We start from the raw sequence: 13,314 nt of genomic DNA on the forward strand, positions 1-13,314 counted from the left end.
ATTTGGCATATTCAAGTTTTTGTTGTGCACTGAGTGTTACTTTTGATTTTCTGGTCATAGTGATACCTTTTGGGTTTAGCTCATTTTACGCTATAAACCTGTCCAGTTTCATTAGACCATTACAGTGCCGGGTAATTTTCGATAGTACGCAGATTACATTTAAAATGCCCAACATACACACTGTCAAAGCGTATTAGCGTGGTGAATAATCGCCAATCTGCTTCGGTTAGGGTGTTGCCCACCAAATAGCGCTGCTTGAGTAAAATACTTTCGACTTTGTCTAATGCAGTGAATAAGTCATTAAATGCCTCTTCATAGGCTTTTTGAGTGGTCGCAAACCCAGTACGATACACGCCATTATTAATGTTGTTGTACACCAGCTCATTAATTGCATCGATTTCAGCGTGCAAGTTATTTGGGTAAAAGTCTAGTTTATTGCCAGTTAAATCATTGAAGGCGCTGTTAAACATGCGAATGATTTCAGCAGATTCATTACTGACTATTTTATTTTGCTGTTTATCCCAAAGCACAGGCACAGTTACTCTTCCGGAATAATCTGCTTTATTTTCGGTGTATATTTGATGCATAAATTGCTTATCAAAAAGTGCATCTCCAGTGCTGTGGTTGTTTTTATCAAACGTCCAACCGTTATCTAACATATCTGGGCTAACCACAGAGACATCAATATAGTCTTCAAGGCCTTTTAATTTTCTAAAAATCAAGGTGCGGTGCGCCCATGGGCAGGCTAATGAAACATATAAATGATAACGGCCTTTCTGTGCCTTAAAGCCCGCCTCACCAGTTGGGCCTGCGCTGCCATCTTTGGTTATCCAGTTACGTAATTGTGCAGACTCGCGTTTAAACTCACCATCGCTTTTATCGGTGTCGTACCACTTGTCTTGCCAGTTACCGTCGACTAGTAATCCCATAATTGACTCCTATATCGTGTTTTAAAAGCTACCAAATTTACCGCTTTGGTAATCACTAATTGCTTCTCGTAATTGAGCTTGCGTATTCATCACAAACGGGCCCATGTGAGCAATAGGTTCATTAAGCGGATCACCGGCTAAAATAAGTACTCCAGCGCCGCTTTGCGAGCTAAATTTAATATCACTACCGGACTCTAAAATAAGTAGGCTGCCAGCCATTACTGGACCACCTTGTTCGGTGTTGATAGAGCCGGTATGAATATAAATCATCACCTTGCTTTGTATCAGAGGTGGGTGGGCAAACTCAGTGCCTACAGGTAATGTTACATCTGCTAGCATGCCATTGGCTGCTAGTTCTTGTAGGCTTGAAACCTGAGTTTGCTGGTCAAATTGCCAACTGCCAGCCAGTGCTTTTAGTTCAACACCTTGACTATTTTTATGTTCAGGTGCAGGGTGCTCAGTAGTATCTTGATATTTCGGTGCTCTGAGCTTTTCAGTGCTTGGCATATTGAGCCAAATTTGAAAGCCATGCATCCCCTCAATCGCATCGGCAAGTGGCATTTCGCTATGGATAACGCCAAAGCCGGTACTCATCCATTGCACGTCACCTGCGCGAATAGCTTTTTTATTGCCCATTTGATCTTGGTGTTCAAAGCCGCCTTTAATAATGTAGGTAAAGGTTTCGATACCACGATGCGGGTGGGCAGGAAACCCACCCATAAAGTCACTGTGATCGTCGGATTTTAATTCGTCGATCATTAAAAAAGGATCTAAATGCTTACCATCAAAGCCTGGTATCCGGCTAATATTTACGCCATCACCATCTTGGGTTGCATGGCTATTGAGTTGCTTTATTACTTTCATTGCTTTGCTCCGAATCTTGTATGGTATTATTTAAACACAATAAAATTAAACAACCATGGGTATAAATAGCACTATTCATTCGTTTTAACAGAACGTTCTGATTTTTGTTTTTTCGTTAGGTTATCCGCTACAAAAGCCCCGCGATTGCCAGACTGATGTGCAGGTCCCACGGTGCTATCAACCATGGTTTGCTGTTCGGTGCTGGCATTAATTGCAGCGCCAAAAATAATAATATAGGCGCTGATATACAACCACATCAACATGATCACGACCCCGGCTAAAGAACCATAGGTCTCATTGTATGAAGCAAACTGTGACACATAATATGAAAACCCTAATGATGCGATGATCCAAAGCCCAGTAGCCATTACTGAACCAGTTGTAACCCAACGCCACTTTGCCGCTTTTCTATGGGGTGCATAACGATATACAAAAGCTAAAGCAAAATGAAAAGTCGCTGCTAGTAACAGCCAAGTGAGTAATTTGATCACCGTATCGATACTGTTTTCTAGACCAACAATATTAAGTGCGATAGGCAATATACCAATGATTAATAATGCGATTACGGCGACCAATATAGCGCCAATAGAGAATAGAAAGCGCACTAAAAGCGCTTTGAAAAACTGCCTTTTGGTTTGCTCATGGTAGGTAATATTGCAGGCTGTGATCAGTGCTTGGCAGCCCTTACTGCTACTCCATGTGGTTAATAACAACGTGCTTATTGCACTAACACTTAACACTTTTTGTGATTGTTGGGTAACTTCAGATACCTGTTGTAGAACGATTTCTCGGCTGCTTGGTGGCAATAAAGTAATAAACTTACTAATCTGTTCACTAACATCCGCCGTAGAGGCGAAATAAGCATACAGCGAAACACAGGCTGCCAGTGCTGGAAAAATAGCGAGTAATGCGTAAAAGGCGACACCAGCGGCAACAAAGGATAAGTTATCTTGCGACATACTTTGATATACCCGCTTGCTGATATCCCACCAGCCCAGCAAGGGGATCTCGGTTGGTTTATCTGCTGTGTAGCCACGTGGTTTATGTGCCATATTTTATTCCTTGCTGATGGTTATTAGTCACTATTTATTAGAAGTTAAGGTGCAAGGTGCTTGCCAGCTTAAGTTGGCGTTTAATTTGCTTCTACAGAATTAATGGTTTTATCAATAAAGAGCGCATGAGTTACATATGGAAATAATGAATAGTATTAATAATCAAATTATTAGCGCATTAAAAATACAAACAACGAGTACCAATGCGGATCCTTTAGCGCCAGTATCTTGGCAAGGTATAAACTCACAAATTGCGCATTTTTTACAAAGTGCTTGGCAAATGTTACCCGCTCTCACTTTAGGTATAGCAGCAATAATCGTGTGCTATTTTTTAGCAAAGCCTGTGTCTTATTTATTAGTGAAACCTATTGGCTATGTAAGTGAAAGGCGGTTATTGCATGTTGTTGCTCGTCGCTTTATTAGTACTGTGATCATTTTGTTTGGAGTTTATTTATTTTTACGCTTAGCAGGCTTAAGTGAATTTGCCGTGGCGATAATGAGCGGTACTGGATTAGTCGGGCTAATCTTAGGTTTTGCATTTCGTGATATTGCAGAGAACTTTATATCGAGCATGCTATTAAGTGTGCAACGTCCTTTTCGTATTGATGATGTTATTGAAGTCGATGGCTGCTTAGGGGTAGTAAAAAAGGTCACTGCGCGGGCGACCACATTAGTTGATTTTGATGGTAATCATATTCAAATACCTAATGCGACTGTTTATAAAAATGTGATTAAAAACCTTACTGCTAATCCGAAAATGCGCGGTCACTATAAAATAGGCATAGGTTACGATAACGATATACGTAACACTCAGCAGTTAGCGCTGAGTTTAATGGATAAACAAGCTGCTGTGCTAAAAGATCCGGCCCCACAGGTGTTACTTGATGAATTAGGCTCAGCCACTATCAATCTCAGTATTTACTTTTGGGTTAATAGTGAGCAAAACAGCCCGGTTAAGGTAGCGTCGCAATTGATGCGTGAAATGGTTAATAGCTTTAACGCGCATGGTATTAGTATGCCTGATGATGCTCGTGAACGGATTATTTTAAATGCACCAAGTGAGCAAGCACAAAAGACTCCGGAACAACCCACTACGCAAGATCAAAAAGTCAAACCGATTGCGCATCTGGATGCTGGTATTGATGATGTGAGCAGTGATGCTGATGAAATTCGTGAACAAGCTGAGCGCTCTCGCGATCCTGAGCAAGGCAACAATATTATTTAACTTGCTCTTTAAATAATATACTTAGTTTAATGGCCGTGGGTTCGGCAATTTTATTTAGCAAAGACTGAGTTATCGCTCGAGGAGAAAGTTTTACTGAAGACAGTTCATGTATGGATTGGTTATGTTTTTACCATCAATCTACTGTTGTTTTGTTATTACTGTAGCTTATCTTCCTCTAGACGATTAATTACCACAAAGTGGTTCACTGTTTTTGTGGGCTGCTCGCCGATAGCGTATACTGTTGTGCTTGTAATTTTGACTTATCTATTTTGTGCTAACGGATCAGTTTAAATTTCGCCGTCTTCTTACTCCTTTCTAAAATGATATTAAATAAATGAATGATATAACAGTAGCAACTCATAACGGTAATTTTCATGCGGATGATGTGTTTAGTATCGCCGCACTTAGGCATATTCTTCCTACTTTTAAACTTATACGTACCCGTGATTTAGAATTAATCGCGCAAGCTGACATAGTGATTGATGTTGGCGGCGAATATGACCCAGCTGCTGGACGTTTTGATCATCACCAACGTGGCGGTGCCGGTGAGCGTGAAAATGGCATCCCATACTCATCATTTGGTTTAATTTGGCAAAAATATGGTTTAGAGCTGTGTCAGGGTGACCAAGATGTTGCGCATGCAGTTGATGCCGGTTTGGTATCGACCATTGATGCGATTGATTGCGGTCATGTTGAAGGTGTATCGAAAGGGATCAGTCTTAGCCAAACAATTTCAATGTTTAACCCAACATGGCAAGAGGAAAGTGACTTTGATCGTTGTTTTGATGAGGCGGTTGAATTTGCATCGCGTGTTTTAACACGTTTTATTGCAGCAGCCAGTGGCGGCATTAATGCTAAAGCAATCGTCGCTAAAGCGATTGATAACGCAGATGATGCAAGAGTGATTGTATTAGAGCAATACACGCCGTGGAAAAAAACCGTGCATGTTTTATCGCAAGAAGCGTTATACATGGTTTATCCATCGCATTCAGGCAAATGGATTTTGCAAACGGTGCCTGTTGAACCGGGTTCATTTGAAGACAGAAAGTCACTACCAAAAGCATGGGCTGGTTTATCAGATGCTGCATTTCAAGCGCAAACGGGCATTGATGACGCAATGTTTTGCCACAATGGCTTGTTTATCGCAGGCGCAGAATCATTTGCAAGTACCATGAAACTTGCTGCTATGGCGTTGCAAGACGAATAAAACGAAGTCACGGTTATTATAAAGGGGGGTAAGCGCTGTACTGGCTTCCCCCCTTTTTGTATTAGTGCCTAAAGTTTTCTAGCAACGCTGGAATACCTGGCAGCATGCCCACCATGGCCATAACACTGGTCAATAATACAAACATAAACAGCGGAATGATCCAGCGACTCATATGGGTCAGCTCAGAGCTGCGCTCTTTACAGCCAATTAAGCCTAAGTTATCGAGCAGCATGGTCAGTGACCAGCCAAACGCTGGGTTTACTAACGTTGAAGCAAATACCACAATAGCTGCTGATTGCGTGGTTTTACCTTCGCGAGTCATTTCCATACCCGCCTCAAGCAGTGGGATAAATACACCCACTATTAACGCCACACACAGTACCGGTTGCCAAATGGCGAGATCCATTGGATAACCCCATATACCTGCAATTACACAAAAAAGTGCGGTTAAAATTGCACCAGCAGGAATAGGGCGCTTAGCAATCGCGGCAGGCACAATATACGTGCCCCATGATGAGGTGAAGTTAGACCCACCTAAAATAGAGCCAAAGGTTTGCCTAACTGATGCACTGAGCATAGTATCGTCAATGTTCATTTGCACTTTTTCAGTGCGTTTTGGGTAGCTGATCTTTTGGAATACTTGATGGCCTAAAAAGTCTGGCGACCACATGGCCACTGCCAGTATGGCAAAGGGCAATACGACTACAAAGCTTTCAAGAGTCGGCAAACCTAACATCCAACCGGTGTTTTCACCCCACCAATACATAGGGTTCATATTTGGTAACCCGGGGGCGGTTTTAAATTCAAACGGCGCACCTAAGGCAAAGGCCGTTAGACCACCAATAAGGCAGCTGAGCGGCACAGCTAACCAACGTTTTTTAAAATGTTCGAGTAGCGCGTACAGTAAAATAGTGGCCAAAATAACGATGAAGGCAATGTGGGGCATTTGAATTTGTTCAGCCCATGCAAACAGTTTCTTTACTTGCGATATAGTGCCTATGAATCCTAAGTAAAGTAATAATCCGCCGCACACCCCTTTACTGGTTAGTCGTGCCAACAAACTGCCGCCTTTACTGATGGCAAGCAGTAACCCTAAGGCGCCAATGAGTAGCCCGAATGCCATTGGGTGTCCGCCTGCTGCAACAACAATGGGAATTAATGGAATGAGTGGTCCGTGGGTTCCCGCTAAGTTAGCAGTGGGTAAAATAAAACCTGAAAACAAGATGATAAAAATAGCCACTATGAGTAACTCATAGCGTACGTTTTCTAATACAAAGGCGTCACTTAAACCAAGCGGTGCGGCAAAGGTGGCGGCAATAGCGCCTACCATAACAACTTTACCAATTGTCCCTGCCATAGCGGGAATCGAGTCTTCAAATTCGAAGCGGTAATCCCGAAAAGGCAAGTTAGGACGCCAGCGCTTTGGCTGCATAATTTGCAGTTCATGCTCGAGATAATCGTCTCGACTGGCAAACTCAGAGCTTGGTTTATGAAGATTTTTATAGCTATCGGAAACGGTTTGAGTATCGCTTACCTGCTCAGCTTGGGATGACGTGTCATCTTTTGGCGTGGTTGTCATGAATTCTCCTGCAACATTGTTGCTAACTCAAAATAAAAAAACAGCTTGTATAAAGCAATGAATATTGAATCGATAGAATAAAGTAGAGGTTTATCAATTACGATTAGGCAAAGGTCGAGCATGACGGATTAAAGTAGCTTGGCGCAGGTATAGCCAGCAGAGAAGAAAATATTCAAAAGTTAATTTCTATTGTTAATAATCAATACCTTATTTTCATATTTGTTGTTTATTGCTTTGAAAAAGCCAGTTATACGGCATGTATTAATGAATTACTGGGTTCTAAGTCTTTAGTCTAATGGCTAGGAGCTCACTCAAAGCTAAGCTCTGTTTTATTCTGTATAGCCGCCAGGGCGACTGTCTTGCATTAATAGATCTAGTTTTCTTTGTGCTTTTTTATAGTTATCTAAATCGATTACTTCAATCATTTCGCATTCGTCTCTTACCATTTCGGTGATAAGGCTAGGATAGTGGCGGCAATCTTCAGGGCGGTCTAAATAAATACTGCAGGTATATTTATTTGCGGCGAGGGGATTTATTTTTGGGGCTATTTCAAGAAAAGGGCATTGGCTTAGTTTTACTCCCGATTGTGGGTCGTGCCATATTTGGTTATTTTTAACGAACTCAAAGATTTCGGGGTTAAATATCTCCCATAGATCAATCTCTTCTTGCGTGGCGCTCAGATCGCCACCACCGTATTTAATACAGCATTTACCACATTGATTACATTCTTTCATGGTTCGCTAATTTGTAAGATGGACTAATTCTAGTGTAACACCGATTTTTTTAGTGCAGCTGTGTTTTTGCAGGGGTAATTTGTCAGATGCTATTTTATTTACAACAAGGTCAATTTTGTTCAATACATGGCTTATTGCAACAACAGATAATAAACGCCACTTTAAATAACCTAAGTATACGTTATGACTTTATCAGTGATCATCTCAATGGCACTATTTGCCTTGGCGGCGTCTATATCACCCGGGCCAGTTAACCTTGTTTCGTTAAGTAGTAGTGCGCGATATGGGGCAAAAAAAGGCTTAATATTTGTGACTGGTGCTACCTTTGGTTTCATTGCATTATTTTTGTTTATTGGTTTTAGTTTGCATTATCTCATTGCGCAATTAGCCTGGATCACTGGTGTATTACAGTGGCTCGGTATCGCTTTTTTACTTTATCTCAGTTATCAATTATTTATAGATGATGGCGGCCTTACAGCTGACGCTAAGCAAAATGCCCCTACCTTTATGACAGGTGTGATCATGCAATGGCTTAACCCTAAAGCGTGGTTGGCTTCTTTATCAGGCATTGCAGCATATAGTCCAGGGGCGCAAGGATTTGAACTGGTTACTTTTGCAAGTTTATATTTACCTATTTGTTGGTTATCACTTGGCTGTTGGGTTTGGCTAGGTATACGGCTCGGGCAGCATTTTCAAAGCCCAGCTAAAATGCGAGTGATGAATAAAATTCTTGCACTATTACTGGCTGGCAGCTGCTTTTTATTATTGATTTAGTGGTTTTAATTTACAGTGATAAAGTACGGCGATATTGCTCGGGAGTTGCCGCTACGCGTTGTTTAAAGACCCGCTGAAAATGCGCTTGATCACTAAAACCTGCACTGTGAGCGATACTTGCTATTGGCTGGCCTTGTTTTAGTGCTTGCTGACCTAATTGAATACGACGATTTAACCGATAAGCGTGCGGAGTCATATTAAAATGACGTTTAAAAGCGCGCACTAAATAACTGCTGCTAAAGCCAAAAAGTTTACTGATTGTGTTAATTGATTGGTCTTCAAAACAGTGCTCATTCAGGTAGTTCGCTACTTGATATAGCTTATTTTCAGGTAATAACGTTTGCTCGTGTAATGGCTCAACGCAATCAAGGTACGTAAATAATTGCACGAAGTAACTACTTAGCAACGTGCGCTTTTGTGCTGCGGTAAACGTATTTGTCATTAGGTTTTGGCACAAGATAACAAAGTCCTGATAAAGCTGTGGTAGTAGCACTGTATCCAAGCGACTTCCTTGCCAGTTTTGTTGCTTTGTGACGCCAGACTCGAACAATAACGCTGCTAACCAATTTTTATCTATATGCATCATGTAATAAGCCCACACTGAGTTTTGCTTTGGATTACAGGCGTGGACTTCATCAGGGTTCATTAATACTAAATTACCATGTGTTACTTGATGTAGACGATCTTCACAAATGAATTCACTTTGCCCCGCTAAAATTGCGCCAATTGACCATTGCTGGTGGGAGTGGGGAGCATAAGTGACTTTGCGGCCATCTAATACTTGGCGCAGCTCGACAAATGGTAACTCGGGGTCGCGCCAAAAAATAGGGTGTGTTGTTGGGAGCATACTATTTTCCACAATTGAAAACCTATTTCCAGTATACCCCTAGTTGTAGTGTATAAATCTACCCTCAGACTAAATTATTCACCAAAAAATCAGTGAGTAACTGCGTCACTTAGCTACATGCAATTGTGTGCTGAGCGGGTGTGTTTTTTAGGTATCACTATTGGTCTGTTTGCACCCGTTAGAGCATAACGCAGATACTTAATTTTGGTATTTCCAGTACGGCGGGTTGCCATAAACTTCACTAAAGTAATCAATACATACTCGAACATTTAACGGTGGCTGTCGTGTATTAGGGTAAATTGCAGTAATGTTTTGTGGTCCCGTTTTGATTGTTGGCGCAAATTCACTTAAGAGTGAAACAAGAGTGCCTGTTTTTAAGCTTTCACCAATTAACCAATCAGGGAATAATACAATTCCCATGTCGTTCAAAGCCCCGATAAACAGTGTTTCAGCGTTGTTAGATACTAAAGTCGGTATTACACTTTGCTGCTGCCATGACGAATTAATTTTGAATAACCAACGATTTTGCCCCGATGAACCGCGATAAATTAAGCCCTGATGCTGACTAAGATCAGCCGGTACTTTTGGTGTGCCATATTTTTTCAGATAAGCAGGGGATGCGGCTAAATGATAAGTTTGCAGTCCTAATGTTTTAGCATGTAACGATGAATCTGCAAGAGATCCGATACGAAAAATCACGTCAGCGGCATCAATATGCGGATCGATAAAATCATCGGTTTGAGTCAACTCTACTTGAATTTTCGGATAGCGATTTAAAAACTCACCAAGCCAAGGTGCAATGTGTTTTTGTCCGAAAAATACCGGCGCATTAATTCTTATCAATCCTTTGGGTTGAGTTGCTCTATCTTGCAGCTCGTTACGTACTTCGTTGAGTTGCTCGGTCATTGAGCGCGCATAATCATGAAAAATTCGGCCCGCTTCGGTTGGCATTATTGCTCTTGTGTTACGGTAAAAAAGTTGCTGACCAAGGGCATCTTCAAGTTGCAAAATTACCCTAGAGACCATAGAAGGCGATACATTTTCATGTCGAGCAACAACAGAAAAGCTTTTACATTTATACACGGCGATAAAAAATTTTAACGCTCTGATATTGATCGAACTGAAATCATTCATTTGTGCAAATCCTGCAAAAGTGTTTCTTATATAATCCCATTTTTCGCGTTAAAGCTCTAGGTTATTATTTATTCCTTATTAATAGGAGATTTGCATGCAGTTTATTTTGATTTTAATTGTCGTTATGGGAGGAATGGGGCTGTCTGTAGAAGCAGGCTTATTGGGCCCTTTAGGTGGTGAGGTTGGAGAATTATGGGCCACATTTAGTGTGTTTGGTGTTGGTGCTGCTCTTACCTTTATGTTGATGCTATTTTTTAGTCCTCGCAATAGCCCGTCTTTTTTCAAACAACCATCATGGACATTGTTAGGCGGCGTGTTGGGACCTGTTTATGTCGTTATATTGACGTTCACAGCACCTGTGATAGGTATTGCTATGACGATGATCAGTATCTTGATGGGACAAATAGCGAAAAGTTTGCTGATAGATCATTATGGTTTATTTGGTAGTCAACATCGCCAGATTGACCGCAAACGGCTTATGGCACTATTTTTTATTGTCATTGCATTAATTCTGATGGCACAAGGTTAGGGGACGCTAATGACTATAATTATGATAATTCTGGCGGTGATTGGTGGTGCAACCTTGAGTATTCAGGCTGCCATTAATGGCCAATTAGGAAGTAAAGTAGGTGTTTTTCGCTGCGCATTTTTAACCTTTTCGGTGGGTGCGTTGATCACCGGGTTACTTATCTTTTATTTTGAACCTAGGCATGCGCTAACCCTGTTGGATGTGCCAAAGTGGCAATTATTAGGGGCAATGTGTGGAGTACCCTATATCGTGATAATGGTGTTTGCTGTGCAGCGAATTGGCACCGCAGTCGCAACGGTTGCGGTAATATTCGGTCAATTATTTATGAGTATGTTAATTGATAATTTTGGTTGGCTTGGTAACGATGTGATTGCTTTTTCGCCAAGTCGTATTGGCGCTGTAATATGTTTGGGTATTGCGCTGTATTTTATTCATGCAAGTGGTAAAGATACAGCAAAAACTGAGAGTTAGCCTTGAAACAATAAAAATTTGGCTGAGGTGATAACTTGTAACAGGGGGGTTATCACCTGATTTGAGCTGAGATTTTTTCCCCGCCTTAGGCTTGATACGCTTTAGAATGAATCATTTTAGTCTCGAGTGTATTAGAATAGTACGCTCTCGGCCTTGTATTTTCTTTCGTTTCGCTTTGAGTTGTTGTTCTTAGCCATGCAAGATAGTTAATTTGGCTGTAATTTCTAACAAAAGGTAATGAAAGAATAATGAATACAAAACTGTATAAATCAGTATTGAACTTAGCCGGTGAGCTAATGAATGCTGCACAGCAGCAAGATCAAGTTACGTTCGATTCACTCTATGGGCAGCTAAAAGCACTGTGTATTGAGCATGAAAATACTGAGAAAGATCATCCTGTACAGTGGGAAACGCTCGCTGATTTTACCGATGAGTTTGCCGATGCGTTGTTGATCTATGAAAAAGCATTAGCTAAAGCTAACGCCATCAATGCGAAAGATTATATGTCGTCAATTGGTTATGCGATGGCAACTATGCATGTTGAACTAGGGCAAACCGAAGCTGCTATCGTAAGTTTACAAGCTGCGCAGGTTAGCGCAAATAAAATTCCTGATAAAGCGCTGAAGGCTGAAATAGCTCAGCTACTACAACAATTACAGTAAAATTAGCTCGTTGATTATGTTTAAGAGGTCACAATAAATGGATGTTACGCTAGGCACTAGCCCTGAACTGATTGCGCAAGCGCATGCTATTCGCCACCAGGTATTTGTGATCGAACAAAGTATTCCTAAGCAGTTAGATTTAGACGGTTGCGACGAACGAGCTGTGCATGTGGTGGTAACAGATGGCGGTGCTTTAGTCGCTACTGCGCGGTTAGTGAAACGTAATTGACGGTGTGGCGTTATGGCAAGGATTGCAGTGTTAAAGCAATACCGAGGATCCGGCATTGCTAAATTGGTTATTAATGCCTTGTTATCACATGCTGGTAAAATTGGCCTTGAGATCATTGAAATTCATGCACATGCCTATTTGCAAGGCTATTACGAAAGTTATGGTTTTAAATATATTAAAGATGTTGAAATAGTTGGCGAACACCAACTTATTGAAATGCAATGCAGTTTAAAAAGTGAAGTGAGGTAACGCCGTAATGCGCGACGAATTAAGGACTAAGATCATTCAAGTTTGCGACAAAAAAATAGCGGCGAAGGGAGATAATGTTGGGCTGTCGTTTTATGCTTTTTTTGCCAACAAAAATGATGATCCAGAATTACTTATGGAAGCTGCGACATGGTGGATACAAACCCACCAATTAGATCACTTTGTTAAAGCGCGGATCATTAAAACCATGATTGAAAATAATCTGTAATAGCGTGTAGATGTTTGATTGTATATTAACCACAATAGCGGTTGAGATATTTATTTTAGTGGGGAATAGGGCTGGTGGTTGATAGTTGGATTGCCCAAGGGTTTGGTTTACTCAGCTTTGTTTTAGCATTGGTGTGCTTTTATCAAAAGGATGATCGTCGTTTAAAAATAATGATGGTGGTGATGAATCTAAATCATGCACTGCACTTTTATTTACTCAATGCTATCACTTCATCATTGTGCTGTTTATTTTCAGCGGGGCGTACAGCCGTATCAATGCGGGTGAAATCGGTGTGGATAGCAGCCATTTTTATTATTTTAACCGTGGTTATCGGTTATCTAACAGCCCAGCAATGGACGGATTACCTTGCGATTGTTGCCGCCTGTTTGGGTTGTTTTGCACTATTTTGCTTAACGGGCATCAAAATGCGTGTTTTGCTGTTTGCAGGATCGTGCTTATGGTTGGCAAATAATATAATTGTTGGCTCTATTGGCGGCGTGTTATTGGAAGCGACTGTTATTGTTATTAATTTATCGACTATTTATAGACTACATAAACAACGCTTTACTCGTGAGGCGCTGACTGAACACGGTTGATAATAAA

16 protein-coding genes and 1 pseudogene are annotated in these 13,314 nt (G+C 41.1%); 10 read left to right on the top strand and 7 right to left on the bottom strand.

All coding sequences use genetic code 11. The features are described from left to right. Positions 1-122: 122 nt before the first annotated feature. From H5187_RS14025 to H5187_RS14035, 3 genes and pseudogenes are all read right to left on the bottom strand, one after another. Positions 123-929, bottom strand: a pseudogene (locus H5187_RS14025) (glutathione S-transferase family protein); the annotation flags it as partial. Between the two features lie 21 nt (positions 930-950). Then, entirely contained in the window at positions 951-1,793 is an 843-nt protein-coding gene (locus tag H5187_RS14030; RefSeq protein ID WP_182761291.1) for a pirin family protein, read from the bottom strand. 71 nt (positions 1,794-1,864) lie between these two features. Continuing rightward, positions 1,865-2,845, bottom strand: coding sequence for a YihY/virulence factor BrkB family protein (locus tag H5187_RS14035; protein WP_182718961.1), 981 nt, complete (start codon positions 2,843-2,845; stop codon positions 1,865-1,867). Between the two features lie 136 nt (positions 2,846-2,981). On the opposite strand from H5187_RS14035, the gene H5187_RS14040 reads away from it, so the two are divergent. Beyond that, on the top strand, positions 2,982-4,070 hold the full coding sequence (locus H5187_RS14040) for a mechanosensitive ion channel family protein (RefSeq protein WP_182732206.1): 1,089 nt from the start codon (positions 2,982-2,984) through the stop codon (positions 4,068-4,070). Between the two features lie 334 nt (positions 4,071-4,404). Then, complete coding sequence (locus H5187_RS14045) at positions 4,405-5,277, top strand: MYG1 family protein (protein WP_182797969.1); 873 nt, start codon at positions 4,405-4,407, stop codon at positions 5,275-5,277. 61 nt (positions 5,278-5,338) lie between these two features. On the opposite strand, the gene H5187_RS14050 is transcribed toward H5187_RS14045, so the two are convergent. After that, positions 5,339-6,856: a DUF3360 family protein gene (locus tag H5187_RS14050; RefSeq protein WP_182797970.1), complete on the bottom strand. Its 1,518-nt coding sequence runs from the start codon at positions 6,854-6,856 to the stop codon at positions 5,339-5,341. A 329-nt stretch (positions 6,857-7,185) separates the two neighbouring features. Next, a complete protein-coding gene (locus tag H5187_RS14055; protein WP_145241077.1) occupies positions 7,186-7,590 on the bottom strand; it encodes a YkgJ family cysteine cluster protein in 405 nt (134 codons plus the stop codon). Positions 7,591-7,773: 183 nt separating this feature from the next. Between H5187_RS14055 and H5187_RS14060 the strand changes: the two genes are divergently transcribed. Next, a complete protein-coding gene (locus tag H5187_RS14060) occupies positions 7,774-8,364 on the top strand; it encodes a LysE family translocator (protein WP_145241075.1) in 591 nt (196 codons plus the stop codon). 10 nt (positions 8,365-8,374) lie between these two features. Here the strand turns inward: H5187_RS14060 and H5187_RS14065 are convergent, their stop codons facing one another. Then, positions 8,375-9,211, bottom strand: coding sequence for an AraC family transcriptional regulator (locus tag H5187_RS14065; RefSeq protein ID WP_182761290.1), 837 nt, complete (start codon positions 9,209-9,211; stop codon positions 8,375-8,377). Between the two features lie 198 nt (positions 9,212-9,409). Next, positions 9,410-10,345, bottom strand: coding sequence for a LysR family transcriptional regulator (locus H5187_RS14070; RefSeq protein WP_182732202.1), 936 nt, complete (start codon positions 10,343-10,345; stop codon positions 9,410-9,412). A gap of 94 nt (positions 10,346-10,439) precedes the next feature. Between H5187_RS14070 and H5187_RS14075 the strand changes: the two genes are divergently transcribed. The 7 genes from H5187_RS14075 (at position 10,440) to H5187_RS14100 (ending at position 13,307) form a co-directional block, all read left to right on the top strand. Further along, complete coding sequence (locus H5187_RS14075; protein WP_145241069.1) at positions 10,440-10,874, top strand: DMT family transporter; 435 nt, start codon at positions 10,440-10,442, stop codon at positions 10,872-10,874. Positions 10,875-10,883: 9 nt separating this feature from the next. Beyond that, entirely contained in the window at positions 10,884-11,345 is a 462-nt protein-coding gene (locus tag H5187_RS14080; protein WP_145241067.1) for a DMT family transporter, read from the top strand. 245 nt (positions 11,346-11,590) lie between these two features. Beyond that, the gene (locus tag H5187_RS14085) at positions 11,591-12,007 is read left to right on the top strand and encodes a tetratricopeptide repeat protein (RefSeq protein WP_182734977.1); all 417 of its coding nucleotides are present in this window, start codon (positions 11,591-11,593) and stop codon (positions 12,005-12,007) included. A gap of 37 nt (positions 12,008-12,044) precedes the next feature. Next, a complete protein-coding gene (locus tag H5187_RS24635; protein WP_259399191.1) occupies positions 12,045-12,236 on the top strand; it encodes a GNAT family N-acetyltransferase in 192 nt (63 codons plus the stop codon). A gap of 12 nt (positions 12,237-12,248) precedes the next feature. Next, positions 12,249-12,485, top strand: a complete 237-nt coding sequence (locus H5187_RS24640) for a GNAT family N-acetyltransferase (protein WP_259399190.1) — start codon at positions 12,249-12,251, stop codon at positions 12,483-12,485. A gap of 7 nt (positions 12,486-12,492) precedes the next feature. Continuing rightward, positions 12,493-12,711, top strand: a complete 219-nt coding sequence (locus tag H5187_RS14095; protein WP_145241061.1) for a DUF6500 family protein — start codon at positions 12,493-12,495, stop codon at positions 12,709-12,711. A 74-nt stretch (positions 12,712-12,785) separates the two neighbouring features. Then, a complete protein-coding gene (locus H5187_RS14100; RefSeq protein ID WP_182761288.1) occupies positions 12,786-13,307 on the top strand; it encodes a YgjV family protein in 522 nt (173 codons plus the stop codon). Positions 13,308-13,314: the final 7 nt, after the last annotated feature.

The sequence above is a fragment of the Pseudoalteromonas sp. SG44-1 genome, from assembly GCF_014164315.1.
Taxonomy (GTDB): Bacteria; Pseudomonadota; Gammaproteobacteria; order Enterobacterales; family Alteromonadaceae; genus Pseudoalteromonas; species Pseudoalteromonas rhizosphaerae.